Genomic DNA, 23,853 nt, shown 5'->3' with positions numbered 1-23,853 from the left:
GGGGGGAGATGAAAGCAGTTGAGAGGGCTTATTTCTTTTTGCCAGGGCAGTCTTTGCAGCGTTTGCCTTTTTTGTATTTCTTGCAGCACTTCTTGTGGAGGCAGCATAAAAGCGACGTCCCTATGCCTTTTTGTTCGGATGGGTCAGTGGGGACTGAAATTCTGTCTTTCGCAAAAAAATCAATTGTGCACGTTTTCATTCAGACAATGGTATTATGAGCATGGAGCTATCCGGGATGAGGATGGCTCAATGCTATGGATATTTATCTTTAACGTTATCTTGGGTTTTATAGTTTGCCTGTTAACTGATTTCCAGGCATAGCTTTGCCTTCAATTCCTCGGAAAGATCTTTAGTAACCGAAATAATATCGTCTGCCACGTGGGCATTGTTGATAATCACTTTGTCCGCAGAGCTTTTGTAGGGAAGAAGGTATGCATTGTAAGCAGGTAGTACATGGTTGACCCACTGGTACATAATCATATCGTGGGTATAGCCTCTTTCCGCCATATCACGCTTCAGCCTTCTGTTTAAAGTTATCTCTTCTTCTGCGTCGAGAAAGATTCGTAAATCAAAAAGAGAAGCGATCTCTTTAAAGTGGAAAATAAAAAGGCCCTCAACGATTATGATTGGTGCGGCACTGATCGTCAGCATCCGTGCAGTTTCTTCAGAAACATTGAAGGTATACTCTTTTTTCTCTATGGTGCCTCCTGTAAGAACCGTATTCAGATCGGTAAGTAATTTATGATCATCTATACATTGCGGGAGATCAAAATTAACCCAGCCATTTTCATCCAGGGGCTGCTGATCTATAGGCCTGTAGTAGTCGTCCTGAGATATCAGGGATATTTGTTTCTTTTCGAAGTAATTCAGAAAACAATTGAGGAAGAAGGTTTTACCAGATCCGCTTCCTCCGGCAATTCCTATTACAAAGGGTTTATTCATTGGGGACACCATAATCAATAGTTACCTGAAATCTCTTGTCTAATGCCCCAAGCAAGTCGGCGGTCGCCTTTGTTATAACAATGATCACATCTTTCGTTGTTTCGTTCTCCGTGTATTTACCGACTACCTTGGTAAAGGTACTTTTTCCGGTCATCGGGTTGGTTATTTTAATTACAGTACCTACTGGTGCCGTTTTATGTAAAGCGAGCATTTTTGTGCTGTCCAGATACTGATCGGCTATCCACACCGCAATTCCGCGCTCTGAACGCTCTGTTAAACCGTAACGGTTAGTATGTATCCTGGTATTGTCAGCTGCTGCAGTGTCGGTTTCTGCCGGCTTTATGACGGGGGTATCAGGAGTTACTGCCGCCGCCTGTTCCCCAATAGCCTGTGCAGTTGTTATTCCCTGTTTTACTTTAATGATCTGCCCTACGCTGAGACTGTTGCTCCTCAGGTTGTTGATCTTCCTGATTTCGTCGACGGAGGTGTTAAATCTTCTCGCGATAGCAAAAAGCGTTTCTTTAGGGCCTACCTTATATTCTATAAAATTGTCGGCCGGAAGATCATTGGGGCGGGAAGCACCTGTTACACCTGATACAAATGGCCTGCCAGTCGGGACTCTTAGTGTAATGCCAGGCTGCAGGGTTTTAATTTTGTTTACTTCCATAATGTCTTTTGGGTGAACATTATAAAGCCTGCCAATGGAGTAAAAATTTTCTTTTGCAGCTACTTTATGTAAAATTACTTGTTTGCCATTGTTATTTTCCACACCTACCGAGTCCCTTAAGTTTTTGCTGAAAGCCTGTGAAGCGAAAATAATGCAAAGAATTGCCAGTATAGAACGCATTTACTTTTCCTCTTATTTTTACGATTGCAATTATACTAAATACGAAACAAATTCCTGTTTCTTATTCCTTATACAGAATAAATGATTATGCTGAATAAAAAACGCTTCAGGATTGATTTTTTGTATATCGCGCTCCAGAAATTCATCGAGTATAACCTTATCGCCTTCTGTGATAATCAGTTTTTGTGAAAAAAGATTGTCCTGATGCAGATGAAAAGAGAAAAACGTTTTTCCGTTCAGCGCGCATGACAGCACCGGGCCTGCTATATTATTTTGAGGGAGGATGTCTGTATGCCGGGTATTGATATCAGGCAGAATGATGTCGCGTGAGACGGGAGCCAGCTTTTCGATCCCGTATTGTAAAGTGGAGCCGTCGGCGGAAGATGTTAGTTCGAACGTCAATGGCTGAACCGATGGATTGAAGGTTATTAAACCGGAGGGTGAGACATCGTGCAGCGTTTTATTAAAGTGCTGCCAGATTGTTTTTCCTTCTCCGTTTATAGCTATCATTCCTTTATGTTCCGGAGTTTGCTCTGACATATATCCATGCAGAAGAACGATGCCGTCTGACACTCTGTCCAGTCCCCAGTTCCAGCTATCAGCTACCGTGATATCTTTAAACAATGTTTTACCGGAAGCATAGTCGAAAGCGGAAAACGCAGCAATATGCTTGTCTGCATCCCTTACTTCTACCGCGACAATATTTAATTTGTCGTCGGTTTCAATCTTCCAGATAATGCCTTCAAACTTTTGACGGAGGGATGGTTTTAATGTATATTTAGTACGTGAATAATCCATTGAATATGATTTACAATCCTTGTTTTCGCTTTTGCAAAAGTAGTCTTTCTGGCTTTATGCTCTTCATAACGTTACTGTTTTCGTCCTGGGCGTTTGGTCAGGGCGGTTCAAAAGTATACCTGTTTGATATGAAGGAGGAGATTGGTCCTTCGGCATGGCGGCTGACCAGGAAAGCCTTCCAGAAGGCGGACGAGGCAAAGGCTTCGGTTGTACTTATCAGGATGAATACATTCGGAGGAATGGTTGATTATGCTGATTCTATCCGGACTCGTATCCTGAATGCACAACAAACAACAATTGTTTATATTGACAATAACGCAGCGTCGGCCGGGGCGCTGATTGCGCTTGCGTGCGACAGGATTTATATGAAGAAAGGAGCGGGGATAGGGGCTGCAAGCGTGGTAAACCCGAAGGGGGAAATCATGCCTGAGAAATACCAGTCGTATATGAGGGGCCTGATGAGGGCTACTGCTGAGGCGAAAGGAAGAGATCCCAGGATCGCAGAAGCATTTGTGGACCCGGATGTGGCAATACCGGGCATCAACGAGAAGGGCAAAGTTCTCACATTGACGAGCAGAGAGGCTGTTAAAGCTGGCTTTTGTGAAGCGGAAGTATCAGACCTCAATGAAGTGCTGAACGCAGAACGGATTGATAGTTCGCTCGTTGTTACCCACCATGTAAGCTTTATAGACCGTATTATAGCATTTCTCATCAATCCTGCTGTAAGCGGGATATTAATTCTTCTCATCATCGGAGGAATTTACTTCGAAATGCAGTCGCCTGGAATCGGTTTTGCGCTTCTTGTGGCGGTTGTGGCGGCATTGTTGTTCTTTGCCCCCTTATACCTGGAGGGCCTTGCCGCCCATTGGGAAATCGGTTTGTTTTTAGTGGGGGTTATTTTGCTTCTGCTGGAGATCTTTGTCATACCCGGGTTTGGTGTGGCAGGAATCATGGGAATAATATGTATTATTGGCGGACTGGTATTAAGTCTGGTATTAAACGACTGGTTTGATTTTACCGTAACCGGATCGGAACAAATAAGCAGTGCGGCTATGTTAGTAATGGGTTCTATGGTATTGGCAATTGTGGTATGTGTTTTTGTAGGAAAATCACTTCTTAAAACACCTGTTTTTCAACGGCTTGTTCTTCAGGATGAGCAGCGGTCGCAAATGGGCTATGTAAGCGGAAGGCAAAGGGACGAAATGCTCAACAAAACCGGTTATGCAAAAACGGATATGAGACCTTCAGGGAAAATAGAGATAGAGGGAAAGTGGTATGATGCCGTGTCTCTTGACGGGTATATAGATAAAGGCACAGAAGTTGTTGTGGAAAAACAAGAGAATTACAATGTTTTTGTCAGAAAGAAAAACTCTTAAAACCTTCTTATGAGCAGAAGGGTTTTTCTATAAATTTACATATCACAATATATTATGAAAGCAGAAGAAATCGGACTTGAAGAAGTAAAAGTCAGACCTATAGTTGATCAGTTGAATGACCTCCTGGCGAATTACCACATTCATTATCAGAAATTGAGAGGATGTCATTGGAACGTACGGGGCAAGAGCTTTTTTACTCTTCATGCGAAATTTGAAGAACTCTATACGAATGCGATTGAATCTATCGATGAACTGGCAGAACGCATCCTGACTCTTGGAAAAGCTCCTTTAAGCACTTACCAGGAATACATAAACGAAGCGAGGATAAAAGAAATTAAGACTGCAGGAGTAGAGGATGTAAAATTGGTAGAGGCTATTCTTGAAGACTTTGCAACATTGATTGAAATTGAGAGGGAGATCATGGAATCCACGGCTGAGAGCGGCGATGATGGAACCAATGACATGATCAACCGGTTTATGCAGTTTAAGGAAAAGAATACCTGGATGCTAAGAGCTTTCTGCAGCAGGGATTAACATGAATGTTATACAAAAAGAGCCGGATTTCTATCGGCTCTTTTTGTATATATTATTAGTTAAGTATAGAAATAAGCATATCTATCGTGTTTTATATTGTGAAACAAATCTCCTTATCTTAAACCGCTGTTAATAAGGTAAGATCTGAGTTTCTTTTTTGCCCTGAAAAGTTTTGTTTTAACGAGGTGCAGGGGCAGTTCAAGTTTTGTGCAGATCTCCTGATACGTCATTTCTTCCTTATAAAAGTAGGTCACTATTTTATTTGATAATGGGTCGAGCCTGGCTATTTGCGAATACAGCAGGCGGTCGATCAGTTTCCTGTCGAGAATATTGTCAGGAGACTGACTCGAGCTATTCATTGCAAATAGTTCGTCTGCATCATTCTGAAAAGTTGAGAGCGCGCATGCTTTCGACTCAACTCTTCTCTGAAGTTTCCTGTAATTATCAATGATCAGGTTATTCGCTATTTCGCAAAGAAATGAGCTTACCTTTATATCGTAGTCTATGTCGAAACGGCCTGCATATTTATAAAAATTAACGAAAGTTTGCGATGATATTTCTCCAGCCAGGTCTTTATTATAATTGAGCCGTTTGGAAGCAAAATCGTAAACATACTTATAGTGCTTATGGTAAAGATACCTGAATGCAGACTGATCACCGGATGTGAAAGCTTTGACTGCTTCACTATCCGTGTAAGAGCTATTGGTGGTGTGAGAATCGTTCTTTTTAGTTAATAACATGGCTATTATGATTATTAATTATTAGCCTTTAGTTGAAAGCATTAAGTAAAAGCGCTGATAAAGGGCAAATACATGTGAAGAGCAATTTTTTCGCTCCTGTTTATTTCGTTTAATTGTGAAAATTACTGATAATGAATGGCGTTAACTGCAGCTTTCTTTTTTAGAAAAGCAAACAGCACTATATCATATTGGTGAGAATTCTTTGAAATTGTACATATAAAAAGGGGTGCGTTTATGGGAGGCACTCAAACCAGTGTTAAATTTTAAGATAAAGCTTTTCAGGGAAAGTAATGGTCCTTCCTCCTGATAGTCTTCCCGTTTTTTTAAAAACATCATTCTAATATTACATTAAGCAATCTTTTTATAAATCTCATGCGGTTCCTTCTCTGAGGAAATGCAGAAGAGTTGATTAATACGGGAGCGTTATCTAGATTCAGGATTTTTTTAAATCACGACCAATAGTATGAAAAAAAAATCAAACTGTGAATTTTTTTTCATAATGTGATAAAAAAAATCCTCACAATGATGATTTAAGTCGGCGTTGTTGCGTGAGGGTATAGTTTTTATAGTGTAATTTTATTTTTTTATATAATTGTAAATCAGATATTTTTAATATTTGTGCCCCGGTTTTTATGGATCTGGTGTTTTTTTGGCATGAAATAATTTTTTTGGTGCAGCGGTTGGAGGATTTTTTACCTGGCCTTCCATCCTCTTCCTGAAAAACTGTTGCATATGTTTCGCAAACAGCCTGGAGATACTTCTATAAATTTTTCGAAACCTGATCCTGTGAATTCCGTAGACAGGGGATAAAAAGTGCAGGGAATTGAAAAATTGCAATACAAAAATGATGAAAAATAGAAGTTTATTAAAAGCGGCACTGGCCTTCCTGGCTGTTGTTTGCGCGGTGCAGGGCTCTAAAGCTCAGCAGCAGTTTAATTACACGCAGTTCAATGACAATTTAACTCCGATCAACCCGGCGTGGTCATTAACAGTGGATGGGGGGGCAGCCAACCTTTTGGCCAGAAAGCAGTGGGTCGGGATTGACGGAGCACCAACCTCCTACATGTTCAATACCTTCCTTCCGATCCGCAAGATCAACGGTACTGCAGGTGTGATGGTATTGAAAGACAAATTAGCAGTAGAAGATTTGTCGGAAGTGAACCTATTCGTGGCAAAAGCCGTGAGTTTGAGTTCTGATACCTATTTATCTGTATCCTTAAATGGTGGGTTCAGAAACTACAAGGCTCTTTACTCCCAGCTTGATCCTAACGATCCGACTATTGCCAATTCTGATATCCAGGAGAACGAAGGAAACATCGGAGCTTCGGTGATGATCTACAATCCGGAAAAATTTTATGCCGGTATATCACTTCCGAGACTTAGTATCCGTGATTTAGGAAAGGGTTCAGTAGAATCTAGCCGTTACATGAAGAAGTTTTACTATATGAACATGGGCTTTTTTATTCCAATGAAAGCTCAGGGGATGCGTGCCAGTATTTCTTCTCTGGTGGCTTATACAGCGAACGTGCCTCTACAGGCTGATATCTCAGGTAAGCTTTTCTTTGGAGATGCATTGGGTATCGGTATGAATTACAGGAGTAATAATGAAATGGCAGGTCTCTTATCGATGATGTTTGGCCAGTTTAAAATGGGATACAGTTATCAGTTTGGCTTTGGGCAGAATAAGATTTCGACTTTCAGCGCAGCTACGCACGAGATCACCACTACCTTCTATTTTAATAAAGCATTCAAACCGTTGTTCTAGTCCTCTTATCAGAGGAAAGACTTGCAGTGCTTGATTAAAAGGAAATACGCCATCTGAAATTCTTATGAATCACATCATCAGAAAGATTATAGAATTAAAAGCATTAAACAGCCTGTATGCGGAGAAGCTTGACCCGTCACCGGGCGAAAAATTATAGAGCAATACAGGCGGTGCCAATATAAAACATTGAAGATTGGTACCTGGATGGCGAAGACGTTTAATCCTGGTAGTTTAACACTACCGGATCTGCATCAATAAAAAATCCGGAATAAAGAAGATTTCTAAACAATATTTAATGCTCCCCGGAGGAGCAGGCGGGAAGGTTTTGCTCTGAAAATAGTGAAACCTTCCGGAATAAAGATGGGAATACGGATGATGCATCTTCTTTACAGAAAGCTAAATAATAACAAAATATATGAATATAATAATTACACTGATCACACTGATACTATCAGTGATCCTGATTGCTGGTGGGGTAAGCTTGTTTAAAGGTCTGCTGATTGAGCAACCAGTTAAAGTTAGCATAGAGATCCCGCGATTACCGGCAACTAAGCCGGCTTTTGCGAAAGGCGGGATACTTGGAGTTATGCTGTGTGCGGTGCTTTTCGGATTGCTGATCAGTATCATGCTGACACAGATATGGGGAAATCATCAGACTTCATTTTCATTATTCAACAGGTAAAGGGTACGACATTGGATTTTATGAAAAAACATTTAAATAAAATATCTGGTTTCAGGAATTGCAGGTATCTGCAGCGAACGCTGCGTGTACTTGCATTGCTCATTATAGGGGCGGGCGGAGTGAAGTCGGACGCCTTTGCACAAGGGAAAAATGTTGGTGGTTGGGTAGACGAATACTCTACTTCGGGCGTTAACCTGCCTTGGAGAGATGAAGGATACCGAAGGCTTGTAGAAGACAGGGCATTTACAGTCGGCATTGAGGAACGACCAAGGATGTCGATCACCAGATATACATCGACCTCGATCACATTTAAGTATTGGTTCGATCAATATTGCTCTTTAGGTAAGATGAAGGCAGGTGGCGACGACAAACGTGCAAGGTTTGTTCTTCTCGGTACAGCTACATCCGATATGGCTATCCGCGGGCCGGGAGACTTCTTCAATGTCTCAAACTTTGTCGGAGCGGATATTGGCCTCAGCAACTGGGAGATCAGGAGTTCATTTGAAAATCTTCAGCCTGGTACGAAATATTTTATTCGGGGACAATCGTGGGCAAGGAACCTGGAAGTCGATGGCGGAGACCCGGAAGTTATGGTATTGTCCAAGAGTGTTTACTTTCTTTATACGAAAGATAAATGTAAGGGGGTAACTCTTCTCGATCCTGCATCAAACAATCTCGAAACTGTCAGGTTTAAAGTTACATTTTTTGGTTCTGAAGACGGTCTGAATAAGGATAATTTCGAGATTACAGGAAACACCGGTAATTTAAATCCTGTTATCACCAGTGTATCAGGAGGTGGCTCGGACTGGACTGTTTCTGTAAAGGTAAGCGGTACCCGGGGTACTCTTGGATTAAAACTCGCGAACGATAATAACACATTTAACTACATTGAGAATGTTGGTATTGAATCTTCACAGTACACGATCAATCGTGGAGTGACAAGTATCACCAGACTCGATCCCGATAAAAACAACTATGCTTTAACAAATTACAAACTTACGTTCGACGGAGCTATTTCGGCTCTTACAGCGTCGAATTTTTCTTTTACTACAACAAATGGTGTAAAGGCATCAGTTGCAACCTTAGCTCCGGACAACGGTCAGACGTCAAGTGCGACCTGGACCATGGGAGTAAAGCTGGCGGAAGGAACTTATGGAATGGTTACCCCAAGCCTGGTGAATACAGATGGCATTAATCCCACAGTAGGCGGGCTGCCTTTTAAAGGAGATGCTGTCACTATTGCACGTGGCTTTCCCGTTATTAGCAAGGTTGAACCCTTAACAGGGAAGCCTGGAGATAAAATAAAAATTACAGGTTCTGGCTTCATACAGGGGCAGGACATATTCTTTTTTGGAAATGTCAGGGCAGAAGCACCAGTATTCAAGTCAGCTACTGAATATGAAGTAACTGTCCCTTTTGGTGCGCCAATGGCGCCGGTTTCAGTTCAGAATAATTTATCTGCATTGTTATCTTATTCTCCGTCTATATTTAATATTACAAATGACAGGGATGATTCCTCCCTGAGGGCTTTGTATTTACAAAGAATGCCGGACTTTAATCTGGCTAAGGATTATAACCCCCGTACTGTCCAGGTGGCAGATGTCAACAGCGATGGTTATGACGACCTTGTGTTGTCAGTCACGGCTAATAAAAAAATTCTGGTACTTGTTAATAATAAAAAAGGCGGGTTTAACACTCCGATTGAAATTGCTGTATCGACAGGCAATGCGCAGCCATACCTGGCTATAGGAGACGTGACAGGTGACGGTAAACCCGATATCATCACAACTTCAACAGGTACCGGTGTACAGTATCTCCTTGTTTATCCGAATCTCAGTACCCAGGGCGGGACTGCTGCCTTCGGCGGGGCGCTGCAAACTCAGATTGCCGGAACCGTGGAGACCGGTGGCATTGATGTCGCTGACTTAGACAAGGATGGAAGGACTGATATCATTGTAGGTCTTAATTCAGGTAAAGTTTATATTTATCCAAACTATACACCATGGCCGGGATCGACTCTGTTGTTGCGGGCTCCTGTGACGCTGGATACCGGGAAGCCCGGTATTAAAGCTCTTATTGCGGGGGATGTTGACGGTGACCAGAAACCAGACCTGATCGTTGCCAATTATGGTACAGACGCTGTTGCGGGTACGACGGTTACTGTGTTCAAAAACTCTTCTTCAGAGAACGCTATTACGACCGCTTCGTTTGGCGCAGGAACCGTACTGGCGGCAACGGGGAGTAATCCTTCTTCACTGGCATTAGGAGATATTGATGGCGATGGAAAGTCTGACCTTGTTGTTCAGGGTTCGGGTACTGATATTATCGTATTGAGAAATACCGGTACAGGCTTCCAAACTGCAGTAAAACAGAGCTTTGCTTTAAGTGCATCAGGAAAAGGCGGAGAAGTGTCCTTAAGAGATCTTGACGGAGACGGAAAGCCTGAAATTATTTCCGCTGTTCCTGCATCCGGAACGCTGGTGGTTTTCAGAAACAAGAGTGTTTCAGGAACTATAGATGCCGGTTCTTTGCTAAAATCTTCTTACAGGGCCGGGACAGGCGCCCAGTCTGCTGTAGCTGCGGATTTTGATAATGATGGTAAGGGTGATGTGGTTGTGGCAAATCCCGATAACTTCACTCTTTCGCTCTTTAGATATATTGCTCCTCCTGTTATCACTTCTTTCAGCCCTCTTGCTGCAAATGCAAACGGTACTGTTACGATTACAGGAAAGCTATTCAATACGGATAAAGACAAGAATATTGTTTATTTCGGAGCCGCCCGAGCTAGTGTTGTTTCGGCTACTGCTGAACAATTAGTTGTAACAGTACCGGAAGGGAGCACCTTTGGACCTATTACAATTCTCGATGCAGTATCTGGCCTTTCTGGTCAGTCTTCCGAAAGCTTTGGTGCTGTTAACGGTGATGATCAGATATTCTTTTCTTCCAGGAATGATTATGAGGTGCAGGGTTCTGCACAGTATATGCTGGCAGCAGATCTGGACAATGATGGTTATCCGGAACTAATCTCAGTTGCTCCTGCTACTGCGGGAAGCAAGTTAATCGTCAGCAAAAACAGCAAGGGTGAATCTTCTTTCAAAACCGGTTCTGTTACTTCGTCAACTGTTTCAATTGCCGGCTCAGGTAATGTATCTGCTATTGCATCAGGTGACCTTAACGGAGATGGTTCGATAGACATCGTTGCAGCGGATTATGACAAATCCCGCTTGTTTATTTTATTAAATACGGAAGGTACATTGTCTCAGTCAGCTGATATTGCCTTAACGGGAAAACTTTCCTCTGTTAAAATCTCAGATATTGACGGCGACGGAAAGCAGGATATCATTACCACTGACAAGACAGGTAATAATGTTTTTGTATTAAGAAATGTAACGACAGAAAAAAATTCAGTGTCTTTCGAACAGGCGGTGAATTTTCCAGCAGGTACAGCGCCTTCCGGGCTGGTAGTGAGAGATCTTGACGCGGACGGCAGGCCTGAAATCGTTACTGCGAATTCTGGTTCTTCGAATGTTACAGTGCTCAGGAACCTGACAAGCGGCAGTTCTCTTGCATTTGCTGAGCCGCAGCATATCACAACAGCAGAGGGACCAGCATTTGTTGATGCAGCAGATGTAGACGGAGATAACAAACCGGAATTAGCTGTAGTAAACCCTGTTTCAAACAGTGTTTCTGTTCTGAAGAATACTTCAGTGAGCGGTACTGTATCTTTTGAACTGGGAGCAAACATACCGGCTGGTAACAATCCATCATTCCTGGCGTTCGGAGACCTGAACGCTGATGGTAAAATGGATATGGTGGTTACCAATCCGGGTAGTAATACGATCTCAGTTTATGAGAATAAGGCTGCAAACGGCACCATTGATGCTGCGAGTTTTGCAAAATCGGATTATGCTGCCGGCCAGGCTCCTGCCTCGGTTGTCATTGCGGATCTGAACAAAAATGGACGTGCAGAAATTGCCGTTTCAAACAAGACTGGTAACAGTGTGTCTGTTTTCCAGAACCTGATCCCTCCGGTGGTCACCTCGGTAAGCCCGGCTTCCGGTGCTCCTGGTACCCCCGGTACACAGATCACGATTAGCGGTAAAAACTTCAACGAGACTGCCGAAAATAATGTTGTTTATTTCGGTGCTGTCCGTGCTAATGTTATCAGCGCATCAAAAGAATCTATTGTTGTTGAGGTGCCTGCCGGTGCTACTGACAGGACCATATCGGTTCTTGATAAGACTTCGGGACTTTCCGGGTTTTCATCTTCTGTATTCGCGGTAACCAACGGACAGACAGACGGATCCTACTCTTTCCGTACAGCGTACAGTACAGAAGAAGGCGCCAGTCCACAGTCTGTTACTGCGGCGGATATAGACGGCGACGGACGTCCCGACCTGGTAAGTGTTGATCCGTCAGGAAAGATCTTCGTTTCATTGAATACAGGAAGTGCTGCTGTTGCGTCGGGCCTGCTTCAGAATTATACGTTCACAGCTGACCCTGGTGTAAGCGTTGTCAGAACTTCTGATATCGACGGAGATGGAAAGCTTGACCTTGTTCTTGCAAATCCGACAAACAACAAGATCTATGTATTATTAAACACCAGCTCAACCGGAAGTGTGACGTTTGCAACTCCGCAATCATTCATTGCAGGGATCAACCCATCTTCTCTGGCTGTAGCTGACCTTGACTCTGATGGTAAACCAGACATTATCGCGACAGGCGTAAACTCTGATGTTGCCACCGTGTTAAGAAATATATCGTTAAATGGTACTGTATTATTCGAGTCTTCTTATTCTGTACAAACTGGTTCAAAACCTTCATTTGTTACAGTACGCGACCTGAATAACGACGGTAAACCAGAGATCATTACCGCGAATGCGGGCGAGGAGTCAAATCCGGGTAATACCATATCCGTGCTATATAATCAGGCTACTCCTGGTTTACTAAGCGCTGCCTCCTTTACGGCTCAGACTTTCAATGCGGGAAGCAGACCTTCTTCCATTACCGTGTCTGATCTCAACGGAGATGGTCTGTCTGATCTTGCTGTAACAAGCGCATCAGAAAATAAAGTTTATATTTTAAAGAATATATCAGCTGGATCTTCCATTAATTTTGATGCAGCGGTAAGCTTTGGTACCGGAGCTAATCCTGTACGGGTAGTTGCAGGGGATGTGAACGGGGATAACCGCCCGGATCTTGCTGTGCTGAATGCGACAGACAATACCGTATCGGTGCTTTTAAATACCGATGGTACAATCTCTGCGAATTCTTTCTCGAAGAAACAGGATTATGCAGCAGGAAGCAAAGCAAATTCACTGGCAATCGCAGACCTGAACAAGGATGGCAAAGCAGAAATTGCTGTTGCAAATTCTACAGGAACAATTTCGATCATGCGGTATATGCCGGTTCCGGTCATTATGTCTGTGAATCCTGCCGCTTCACCTGTTTATTCAAATGTGACCATTACAGGAAGGAACTTTAATACCGATCCTTCAAAGAACATTGTATTCTTTGGCGCAACTAAAGCAACGGTATTAAATGCAACTGCTTCTGTACTGACAGTACAGGCTCCTGCGGAAGCGACTTATTCCTTTGTTTCCGTCCTTGATGCTGAAACCGGGCTGAGCGCTTATTCGTCTGAGAAATTTATACTCAGCAATCCGAATATCGTAGATCCGGAGCTTAAAGTGTCTTCGTTTGATGCGTCTCATACTTATGCTGCTCAGGACAGACCAGTAACTGTCGCCCTGGGAGATTTTGACGGCGATGGTAAGTCGGATCTTGCGGTGATCAGTTCTACAGAAAAGTCACTGACAGTATTCCATAATGAGTCGCAGGATGGAAGTCTTGCTTCTTCTTCTTTCTCTGCTGGCAGCAGTGCCAAATTCTCCATTTCAGGAGATGCGCCGAAGTCAATTGCTATCAATGACATTGACGGAGATGGCAAACTTGACGTTGTCGTAGGCCAGTATAAGAGGATCAGTGTATTTCGTAATACGGCAACAGCCGGATCAATCACGGCTGCTTCATTTGCTGCTGCTGTAGAAATTACAGCTAAAGCGGATGTAAATATGATCGCGATCAATGATATGAACGGCGACGGACGTCCTGACGTAATATCTGCAAATGCCGGAGAATCATCTGTTTCTGTATTCAGGAACGTATCTACTCCTGGTCATGTTGCTTTCGGGTCATCGAGGGCTGACTATACAGTTGGAGGAAATCCGCTGTCCGTTACGACGGCTGATCTGAATGGTGACGGAAAACCTGAACTGATCTCTGCAAATGAGGGATCAAACGGAATTACGGTTCTTCCGAATACAGCGGGTGCTGGTACCTTCAATACCGCATCTTTCGGTACACCGGTCCAGATCAATACGGGTGCAGGCGTTCGTTCTGTAGCAGCCGGTGATTTGAACGGCGATGGTAAGGCGGATCTTGCTCTTATCAGAAAAGGCCAGAATTTCGCGTCTGTATTTCAGAACACATCTTCATCTGAAGTAATTTCTTTCGGTGAAGGAATTCAATTTGCAACGGGAGAAACTCCTTACGGAGTATCGATAGGTGATATCAACGGGGACAAAAAGGCAGATCTTGTTACAGGTAATCTGCAATCTGTGTCTGTCATCCGTAATGTTTCACAAAACGGGGCACTTACAACCGCTTCATTTGCACCTAGGGTGGATATTAAGACCTCCAGCTCGCCGCAGGTAGTTGCCATAGGCGACCTGGACAATAATGCGACTGCTGAACTTGTTGTCACAAATGAGTTTCTAAACTCGCTTACGGTTATCTCTACAAAGATTACAGCTAAAATCACTTTTGAAGCTTTGGCAGATAAGGTTTATGGTGATGGTGACTTTGCACCTGGTGCAACCAGCAATACCAATGGCGTGATTGTTTATAAGAGCAGCAACGAAGCTGTCGCCAGCATCGTGGATAACAAAATCCATATCGTAGGGGCAGGGGAAACGGTCATTACAGCGTCCTTGTCAGAGAATGCGAACTATGCTGCTGCTAACGAGGTTTCTGTACCATTCAAGGTGGCTAAAAAGGGCCTTTCTATTGTTGCTGCGAGCGCAGAAAAGAAATACGGAAAGGTAAACCCTAAATTCAATTACTCAATTACCGGTTTTGTAAATAACGAGACGGTGGACGTTCTTGACGTTCTTCCTGTTCTCACAGCCGTAACAGATCCGGAAACAAAGACGCCTGTTGAAGTACTTACCAAAGTGGGTGTTTATCCGGTTGTATTGACTAATACTCCTCTGGATAATAACTATTCTTTCACTTACCAGGGTGATAATCTTACTATCAGGAAGGCTACTTTAGTTGCTAAAGCCGATAATGTGGCTGTTCCTGTAAAAATTGACGGGAATACCTGGACTGACCCTCAGTTTACGATCACGTATTCCGGATGGGTTGGTGACGATAATGAGAGTACGTATACTTTTGACAGCAGACCTGTGGCAGCTCCTGCAACAGGCGTTGATTATACTGTCAAAGGTTCGTATCCGCTTGCTGTAACAGGCGGGCTGGATAAGAACTATGAGTTCTCTTATGTACCGGGTACACTGGATATAGGTAAGAATGTGACCGTTTTAACGGCAGGCACTTATTCGGATAAAACTTACGGTGATGCTCCTTTCTCTATTGATGTTACCACAAGCAACACTGAGAGCGAGGTGCTTAAATATCAGAGTTTAACTCCTGATGTAGTGACGGTTAACCCAACTAACGGAACGATTACAGTTTCGGGAACGGGTAAAGCCATTGTCCTGGTATCCCAGGAGTCAACAGATAACTACCAGGCAAAAGATCTGAGGCTGGAGTTTGTTGTAAACAAGAAGCAACTTACAGCGTCTGTGAAGGATGCCACTAAGGTTTATGGTAAAGACATGGTCCCTCTTGTGGTAGATTATTCAGGTTTTGCTTATAACGAAAATAAATCGGTTATCAATAAACCTGCTGTATTTACAGCATTGGAGTCAACTGAAACCCTTGTTCCGGTATCTAAAACCACTCCGGTTCGTTCAAGTGCCTACCCGGTAGTAGCTCTTGATGCAAACAAGGCATTTGACGATAACTATTATTTTGAGTATACGCAGGGCAACCTGAACGTTGTTCCGGCTGCTCTTATCGTTAAGGCAGCAGACGCAGAGCGTGTATATGGGGACGGGAACCCGGTGTTTTCGATGACGTACAGTGGTTTTGTCAATAACGAAAGTGAAAGCACTCCGGGAGTTATTTCGGAAGTTCCGCAAATCGGTTCTGCTGCCGGCAAGCTGAGCGCTGTTGGTGAATATGAAATCACGATCAGTGGCGGTATCGCAAATAACTATGAGTTTAAGGCTGAAAAAGGCAAACTTACAGTAAAACCTGCAGTCGTTAATGTTTCAGTTACAGATGCAAACGGCGGAATCGATATGCAGAAAGATTACGGACAGGACAATCCTTTATTTAAAATCCATTATAGCGGATTTAAGAATGAACAGGACGAATCGGTTCTGACCACTCCTGCGGTGATTCCTTCTACATTCAATAAGAAAACCTCGGCAGGAAGTTACATTGTAGCGGCTGCAGGTGCGTCTGCTCCTAACTACACATTCTCTTACCAGGAAGATGCAAAGCTTACGGTAAATAAAATCAACCTGAATGTCAGGGCGAAAGATGCGAGCCGTTTGTATGGAGCGGAAAATCCGGTATTCGAATTTGAGTATTCATCGCTTATTGAAGGGGATACTGAAGCAGATATCGACCTTGCACCAACTGCTGTATCAGCAGGAAGGAAAGCTTCGGTAATTTCTGAAGGTTATCCGATCACCCTAACCGGAGGATCTGATAATAATTATAATCTGCAACTGCAGAATACAGGAAAGCTGATAATTGTTCCGGCTCCTTTAACTGTAAGGGCTGAAAAGAAAAACCGCAAATACGGAGAGGCGAATCCTCCGCTTACTGTCGCTTATGAGTATTTCGTAAACGGAGATACTGAGAATGATCTCATCCAGAAGCCTGTTCTGACAACGGATGCTAAGATTGATGATCCGAATGGCGACTACCTGATCTCTTTTGCTACTGATGCGAAGAGTAATAACTACGTCATTACTCAGAAAACGGATGTACTGAGTGTCGGACAAGCCACACTGGTGATTTCAATAGCTAAAAAGACCAGGAAATATGGTGCAGCGAACCCTGTGTTTACAATTACTTACGATGGCTTCCTGAACAGTGACGGACCTGATGTTCTTGATGTGAAACCGGTAGTCGGAGTCGCACCAGACGTGAATGGAAGCAAAGGCGTGGGTAAATACCCGATTATGTTTACCACTCATGCTGTCAGCTCGAAGTACCAGATCGAGGAGCGTACAGAATTCCTCGAAATTACGAAAGCACCGCTATTCCTCGAAGCTGAGGCTAAGAGCAGGCCATATAATACTGAAAACCCAGTGTTTACATTAAAGAAGCCAGTGCTTGGTCTGGTTAATAATGAGACTGTTGAAACGGCCCTTACGAAGCAGCCGGTGCTGGCCAGCAACGCCGTCAAACTCTCTCCTGTTAATAGTGAGGGTTATGATATCTATTTCCAGGAAGAGGCTGAAAGTGATAACTACGATATCAGCTATTTCCCTGCTAAGCTCATGGTCTCGAAAGCAGTACCGGAAATCAGTTTTGGCAATATAGCAGACGCTCTGGTGTATGGCGATAATGATATCTTACTGGCTGCAACGAGCACTAATGCTGAAGATGCCGTGGTTTATAAGTCAGGCAATACTGCAGTTGCTACAGTGGATAACGGCGTGTTCCATATTGCAGGAGCCGGAACTGTTACTATAAGGGCAGAGCAGGCGGAAACTGCAAATTACAGTGCTTCTTATACTGAGCATACAATCGTAATTAAAAAAGCTGATCTTACAGCCACTGCTGTAAACAAGAGCCGGGAGTATGGTGACGAAAATCCGTCTTTCGACTTTGAGTTCAGCGGTTATAAATATGATGACAGTAATAAGAGCGGAGTTCTGTCAACACAGCCTTTGGGCGCTACTACAGCAACTCATGCAAGCCCGGTTGGCGATTATCCGATTGTGGTTACAGGGGGTGAATCGGCCAACTATAACATCATTCCGGTTAGTGCTACCCTGACTATCGCTCCGGCGCCTTTGGCAATCGGTATCCGGAATGAAACGAGAAGATACGGAGAAGAGAATCCTTCCTTTACGTTCACTTACGAGGTGTTCAAAAATGGCGAAACACCGGAAACTCCGGGGGTAATGAATTCTATGCCTGTTGCAACAACTACGGCAGACATTAGTTCTCCTTTCGGTACTTATCCGGTGACTATTTCAGGCGCTGCTGCTTTGAACTATTCTATAACGTATGATGACGGAGAACTCTCTGTTATCAAAGCCGTTCTAACAGCGATGGCCGACGATAAGTCGAAGGTTTACGGAGACGAAAATCCGCAGTTGACTATCAGCTACACCGGATTTAAGAATGGCGAGAACGAGACGACTGCCGGAATTACCAAATTTCCTCAGGTGAGTACAACAGTCGATAAGAGTACGCCTGTAGGTACATATGATATTGAGATATCAGACGATGCTGAAGCTGTGAACTACGATGTCGATGTAATAAAAGGAACGATCAAAGTAAGTCAGGCTGAATTGACAGTGACGGCTCAGGATGCTGCTAAAACATACGGTATGCCTAATCCGGAACTGACAGTTTCTTATAGCGGATTTAAAAATGGCGAAGATGAATCAGTTCTTGATGTAAAAGCAACAGCCGTTACTGAAGCCACATTCCTTTCAGGTGCCGGTACTTATCCGATAGTTCCTAAGGGCGCTGCTGATGCTAACTATGCCATCAAGCCTGTTTCAGGTACTTTGACGGTCGGTCAGGCCAGATTACGTGCGGAAGCAGAGAATAAGAGCAGAACTTACGGGGATAACAATCCCGTATTTACTGCAAAATATTCCGGCTTTGTAAACGGGGATTCTAAGGCAGATATTGATGTACTGCCAAGCATCTCCACTGTGGCGGATAACTTCTCTGCAGTTGGAACATACCCGATTATAGTTGCCGGAGGTTCAGATAACAATTATATTCTGGACGGATTTGGTGCTCAGCTTGAAATCAGGAAGGCTAATCTGGTTGTAAAGGCAGATAATAAGTCGAGAGCTTTAGGCGTAGAGAACCCCAAGTTTACCTTTACTTATTTCGGTTTCGCTAATAATGAAGGTCCGGATGTGATCGATACTCCTCCGGCCCTGACAACAAACGCAACTGTGGATTCGCCTGAAGGAGAATACGATATCCTTATAAGCGGTGCATTAGATAATAATTATGAAGTAAAACACGAAAAAGGCAGACTTACAATCGGACTGATTACGCCTGATATCACTGTTAAGAACATTCAGCGTAACTTTACGTACGGCGACGCGGATTTCTCACTGAATGCAGTAAGTGAGAATACAGTTACCCCGCTGGTGTATTTTACCACCAATCCTGAAGTGCTTTCAGTGGATGAAAACGGAAAGATTCATATCAACCGTGCGGGAAATGCAACCATCCGGGTATCCCAGCCTGCCGGTAATTCTTATGGTTCAGCAAACGAAGTGTACGTTGACCTGGTTATTGCACGTGCTCCTCTTGAAATCAGGGCGCTTGACGCAGAGAGAAACTTCGGACAGGAAAATCCTGAATTCTTCATGGAATACCATGGATTCGTAAATGGTGAGAATGAAGCTGTATTATCAGCATCAGCGATTGCGGTAACAAATGCACAGAAATTCTCTGCTGCGGGTGTATATCCAATCAATGTGACGAATGCTGCTTCAAATAATTATGAGATCAACTCTGTTGCCGGAAAATTAACGGTGAAACCAATAAGTGCAAGCATGAATTTCGCTGATATTCCTGCCAAAACTTATGGAGATGCAGACTTCAAGGTAGCTGTTATGACAAACAACACCGAGACACCCGTGAAGTATAGCAGTGATAATACCGGGGTTGCGACTGTTGATGACCAGGGAATGATCCACATTGTTGGAGCGGGTACTACGATCCTTAGGGCTTCCCAGGATCCAAGCGCAAGTTTCAATGTCGCAATGAGTACCAGCACGGTGCTTACAGTAAATAAGAAGCAACTTAAAATAGTTGCCGACAACAAGAGCAAGAAGTATATGGAGGAAAATCCTGTACTGACCTTTACTGCCGACGGCCTCGTAAACGGCGAAGATAAGTCGGTAGTGGAAGCACTTGTTATACTTACAACGAACGCAGTAAAAGAGTCTTTAGCAGGTCCGTATACTATTCAGGTTGCCCTGAATGGAGTGGCGCCTAACTATCAGATGGTAACGCAGATAGGTGCCCTGATCGTGAATCCTGCAAACAGCATGATCACATTCGGGGAGATTCCTGTGAAGAAATTTGGCGATCCTGAATTTAAAGTGAACGCCGCGACTTCTTCCACAGAAGGAACTCTTCGCTACAGCATCAAGAATGCAAGCTCAACTTATCCTGCGGCAAGTATTGATCCGGTAACCGGAAAGGTTGCTATTCTGAATGCCGGAACAGCGATCATTACAGCAACTGTTATAAATGATGACAACTATGATTCAGGTCAGGATATTTCTCAGCAGCTTACTGTGATCAAAGCGACTCCGGTGATCACTCTTCCGGATCCGGGTACAAAGACCTACGGTGATGCAGAGTTTTCACTGAACGCAAAGAGTACAAATACTATTACGCCGCTTGTTTACAGCAGCAGCAATGCTTCTGTTGCAACAGTGTCAGCAGGTGGTATGGTTACTCTTAGCACAGGTGGGTATACGAATGTCAAGGCAGATCAAGTGTCTACTAATAACTATGAATCGGCTACCGCAAGTGTTACACTCTTTGTAAATAAGAAAGTTCCGACAATCGTATTGAAAGAGTTTGATGTAAAAACTTATGGAGATGCTCCATTCAGCCCTGTAGTAACAGGAAGTACAGCTCCGGTTAAGTTCTATAGCAGCAACAGTAAAGTGGCTGTGATTGCAGATGGACAAATTGTCATTACCGGCGCAGGTTCAACCACTATTACAGCGGTTCAGGATCAGACCCCAACTACAGCAGAGGCGAGCAATAGCAAGAACCTGCAGGTAGACCCGTCAAGTCCGGTGATCAGCGTTGCCGATTTTCCGGCAGACCGTGTATATGGTGACGCTGACGTTCAGATCAGTGCTGTTTCCAATATCACGACAGTTCCTCTGGTGTACTCCAGCAGTAATCCTGCAGTTGCCAGTATCGTAAACGGAAAGCTTCATATTACAGGAGCTGGTACCACAACTGTTACGGTTTCTCAGGCAGAAAGCAGCAATTATAAGACTGCTTCGGTTCAGAAAGACTTCACAGTAGGGAAGGCGACTATTACGGTGACAGCGGCGGATAAGGAAAGAGTTGTTGGAACCGATAATCCTGTTCTTACTGCAACTTACAGCGGATTCAAGTACGCAGAAAATGAAGCAGTATTTGAAGCGATGCCGCAGATCTCCACAACTGCATTGAAAGGAAGTGCTGCAGGTATCTATCCGATAACTGCTCATGATGCAGCGGATGATAACTATAAGTTTGAATACAAGCCAGCTAAACTGGTTGTTCTGGAAATAGGCAGAATTACATTTGATAAGCCTGCTGACAAAACGTATGGTGACGGGGATTTCAAACTGATGGCTGGCAGCAATAATGCTAATGTGCCAATGGTGTTCCGCGGAGATAATCCATCGGTAGCAACGGTTGACCAGTACGGAAACGTCCACATTGTGGGATCAGGAAAGGTGAACGTGACAGTATCACAGGCTCGTGACGCCGCTTACACTGCTGCTGAAGATGTAACACAGACTCTTACTGTGATTAAGAAACGTGTTATGGTAACTGCAGACGATAAAGTAGCAATGGTGGGTACACTGCCTGCCTTCACAGTTACTTATTCAGGTTGGGCGAATAATGAGAGCCTGACGGTACTGACAAAGCCAGCTGTAGCGACTGTTGCAACAAATGGTGCTGACGCCGGTGAGTTCAGAATTACTGCCAGTGGCGCTGCTGCTGCGAACTATGAATTCGACTATACTGATGGTAAATTGATCCTTACGACTGACGGACTTAGCTTCCTGTTTGATCCGATGCCGGTTAAGACGTATCTGGATGCGGATTTTGACCCGGGAGCAAAGACGAATACGAAGACTGCTGTTTACTACAGCAGTAACAATCCGGCGGTCGCTGTTATAGTTGACAACAAGGTCAGGATAGTAGGTGCAGGAAGCGCTGAAATTACAGCAACTGTAAGAGGAATTATTTCTCCTGAACAGGATCTGCACCTGAAGCAAACTCTTACTGTTAATAAGGCCAGGCAGGTAATCACATTCCAGCCAATGACAGGAGTGGTAAAAGACCAGCCATACCAGATGGTAGCAAGTTCATCTTCAGGTCTGCCGGTCACCTACGTAAGCAGTAACAGCTGGGTAGGATCCGTAGAAGGAAGCATGCTGATGCCTCAAAGACTGGGTTCGGGAACCGTAACTGTTAGCCAGGAGGGAAACAAAGATTATCTTCCTGCTGAGAATGTTACACTGTCGTTTGTTGTTGAGAATGGCGAAGGGCCGGTAATGATTGTTCCTAAAGCTCTTACACCAAACGGTGACGGGGTGAATGATGTACTTTATATCGAGGGCATCACGGAATATCCTCAAAACCAGTTGTCGATATTCAACCGTAACGGGGTCAGAGTATTTGATGTGAAAAACTACAATAATGGTAGCGTTTCTTTCCAGGGAAAAGAGTTGTTTGGTGGTACCGCGAGAGGTATGAGCCAGCTGCTTCCTCAGGGAACTTACTTCTACGTTCTTTCTTACAAGAAAGATGGAAAGAGCGGGGAGATCAAAGGATTCTTTGTGCTCAAATACTAATTAAGGCTTAAAACAGGATTATATCAGGCGGAATTTCCGCCTGTATCTTCTGGCCGGGGAAAGGCTGTTCTTGTGAAAGAACGGCCTTTCCCCGTTTTACGGAACCCCTTATCAGGAGAGGATGATGTTTATTATTCTTTTAGATTGATAATCAGGTGTGAAAATGTAAAATTCTGTTAAAAATACCTGAACCTATTTTCGTGTTTTCCGTACAAAACAGGAAATGAAAGATGTCAGTTGCGGTATCCGAAGGTTATTCCCGGGAAGCCTGACAAAAGAAAAGTTAACAGCTATTAATATATGATTAAGCAAGACAACTGCGCTATTTAAAATTTATGAAGATGAGAGAAAACAAGTACCATTTCCTTTTACCACTGCTGTTTGCTCTTTCGTCGTGTTCTGTTAGTAACAATACCACCAGACAGGCCGAAAGACTTTCAGTCCCACCCGGAATGGTTTACGTACCGGCGGGATCAGTGATGATGAAACAAACATATGGCAATTCTGATACGACAGACTCTTCAGAAATGAAAAAAGTCAGTCTCAGTGCTTTTTATATGGACCGGGCCGAAATTACTAATAAGCAATACCGGCAGTTTGTAGAGTGGGTCAGAGATTCAGTGGCTGTAACAGATTATGTGAAGGACAAAAAGTTCTTTATCAACAGGGGAAAGAAAGATACGACCAACCGCCTGATCAACTGGGGCAAAGTGGATGATAAGTCTTTGTGGAAATCCCATAATGATAAAACCCAGAAAGCTCTTCAGGGAATGTATTACCAGGGAGATGAGCGTACTTCAGCGGGTAACGAGGTGAATCCCGGTGTGTTAAATTATCGCTGGCAGACAGTTACCACCAGGATTGACAGCAAGACTAAAAAGAGAATTAAGGTAGTTCAGAAAGATTCTGTAAACGTGTGGCCTGATGAATCTGTCTGGGTAAATGACTTTCCGAATTCCCAGAATGACTTTATGGTTAAAACCTATTTTGCGGGCAAGGCATTTGACGAATATCCTGTTGTAGGGATCTCCTGGAAACAGGCAAGGGCCTACGCCATGTGGAAGACGAAAAAGTGGGCTTCATACCAGTACAAGAAGGATAATGGTAAACGTTTGCAGGTTCCGATAGATCTTCCTACAGAGGCACAGTGGCTTTACGCCGCAACTATTCAGTCTCCAAAGGAGATTGCTGCCAAACAGAAGGAGCTGGAGCAGAGGC

Annotated in this window: 10 protein-coding genes; 6 read left to right on the top strand and 4 right to left on the bottom strand. The window is 43.8% G+C overall.

The genetic code is table 11. The annotated features are described in order from the left end of the window. Positions 1-300 precede the first annotated feature (300 nt). The 3 genes from DDR33_RS05360 to DDR33_RS05350 are packed head-to-tail and all read right to left on the bottom strand — an operon-like array spanning position 301 to position 2,587. Positions 301-942 (bottom strand): uridine kinase family protein, encoded by a 642-nt coding sequence (locus DDR33_RS05360; protein WP_109414733.1) that lies wholly within the window; start codon positions 940-942, stop codon positions 301-303. Then, positions 935-1,789, bottom strand: a complete 855-nt coding sequence (locus DDR33_RS05355; protein ID WP_109414732.1) for a muramidase family protein — start codon at positions 1,787-1,789, stop codon at positions 935-937. Before DDR33_RS05355 ends, DDR33_RS05360 begins: the two co-directional genes overlap by 8 nt. 30 nt (positions 1,790-1,819) lie before the next feature. Beyond that, entirely contained in the window at positions 1,820-2,587 is a 768-nt protein-coding gene (locus DDR33_RS05350) for a DUF4905 domain-containing protein (protein WP_109414731.1), read from the bottom strand. Positions 2,588-2,643: 56 nt separating this feature from the next. On the opposite strand from DDR33_RS05350, the gene DDR33_RS05345 reads away from it, so the two are divergent. Next, positions 2,644-3,963, top strand: a complete 1,320-nt coding sequence (locus tag DDR33_RS05345) for an NfeD family protein (RefSeq protein ID WP_109414730.1) — start codon at positions 2,644-2,646, stop codon at positions 3,961-3,963. A 54-nt stretch (positions 3,964-4,017) separates the two neighbouring features. Beyond that, positions 4,018-4,497 carry a Dps family protein gene (locus tag DDR33_RS05340; RefSeq protein ID WP_109414729.1) on the top strand — a complete coding sequence of 160 codons (480 nt, stop codon included), beginning with the start codon at positions 4,018-4,020 and terminating at the stop codon, positions 4,495-4,497. A 113-nt stretch (positions 4,498-4,610) separates the two neighbouring features. Here the strand turns inward: DDR33_RS05340 and DDR33_RS05335 are convergent, their stop codons facing one another. Next, on the bottom strand, positions 4,611-5,237 hold the full coding sequence (locus DDR33_RS05335; RefSeq protein WP_109414728.1) for an RNA polymerase sigma factor: 627 nt from the start codon (positions 5,235-5,237) through the stop codon (positions 4,611-4,613). A gap of 844 nt (positions 5,238-6,081) precedes the next feature. On the opposite strand from DDR33_RS05335, the gene DDR33_RS05330 reads away from it, so the two are divergent. From DDR33_RS05330 to DDR33_RS25725, 4 genes are all read left to right on the top strand, one after another. Further along, complete coding sequence (locus DDR33_RS05330; RefSeq protein WP_109414727.1) at positions 6,082-7,002, top strand: PorP/SprF family type IX secretion system membrane protein; 921 nt, start codon at positions 6,082-6,084, stop codon at positions 7,000-7,002. A gap of 415 nt (positions 7,003-7,417) precedes the next feature. Continuing rightward, on the top strand, positions 7,418-7,684 hold the full coding sequence (locus DDR33_RS05325) for a hypothetical protein (protein WP_109414726.1): 267 nt from the start codon (positions 7,418-7,420) through the stop codon (positions 7,682-7,684). A 20-nt stretch (positions 7,685-7,704) separates the two neighbouring features. Next, a complete protein-coding gene (locus DDR33_RS05320) occupies positions 7,705-22,635 on the top strand; it encodes an MBG domain-containing protein (protein WP_158280639.1) in 14,931 nt (4,976 codons plus the stop codon). Between the two features lie 341 nt (positions 22,636-22,976). Then, positions 22,977-23,853, top strand: an 877-nt coding sequence (locus DDR33_RS25725) for a formylglycine-generating enzyme family protein (RefSeq protein WP_238387678.1), incomplete at its 3' end; no start/stop codon positions are given.

Origin of the sequence: Pararcticibacter amylolyticus (assembly GCF_003130405.1) — a bacterium.
Classification (GTDB): Bacteria; Bacteroidota; Bacteroidia; order Sphingobacteriales; family Sphingobacteriaceae; genus Arcticibacter; species Arcticibacter amylolyticus.
The sequence above is the reverse complement of the archived record's forward strand: the minus strand, read 5'-3'. Positions and strand labels throughout refer to the sequence as shown.

Bases quoted from the DNA above. Each gene is read 5' to 3' on its own strand.
- DDR33_RS05360 (WP_109414733.1), bottom strand. From the start codon at position 942: ATGAATAAACCCTTTGTAATAGGAATTGCCGGAGGAAGCGGATCTGGT.
- DDR33_RS05355 (WP_109414732.1), bottom strand. From the start codon at position 1,789: ATGCGTTCTATACTGGCAATTCTTTGCATTATTTTCGCTTCACAGGCT.
- DDR33_RS05350 (WP_109414731.1), bottom strand. From the start codon at position 2,587: ATGGATTATTCACGTACTAAATATACATTAAAACCATCCCTCCGTCAA.
- DDR33_RS05345 (WP_109414730.1), top strand. From the start codon at position 2,644: ATGCTCTTCATAACGTTACTGTTTTCGTCCTGGGCGTTTGGTCAGGGC.
- DDR33_RS05340 (WP_109414729.1), top strand. From the start codon at position 4,018: ATGAAAGCAGAAGAAATCGGACTTGAAGAAGTAAAAGTCAGACCTATA.
- DDR33_RS05335 (WP_109414728.1), bottom strand. From the start codon at position 5,237: ATGTTATTAACTAAAAAGAACGATTCTCACACCACCAATAGCTCTTAC.
- DDR33_RS05330 (WP_109414727.1), top strand. From the start codon at position 6,082: ATGATGAAAAATAGAAGTTTATTAAAAGCGGCACTGGCCTTCCTGGCT.
- DDR33_RS05325 (WP_109414726.1), top strand. From the start codon at position 7,418: ATGAATATAATAATTACACTGATCACACTGATACTATCAGTGATCCTG.
- DDR33_RS05320 (WP_158280639.1), top strand. From the start codon at position 7,705: ATGAAAAAACATTTAAATAAAATATCTGGTTTCAGGAATTGCAGGTAT.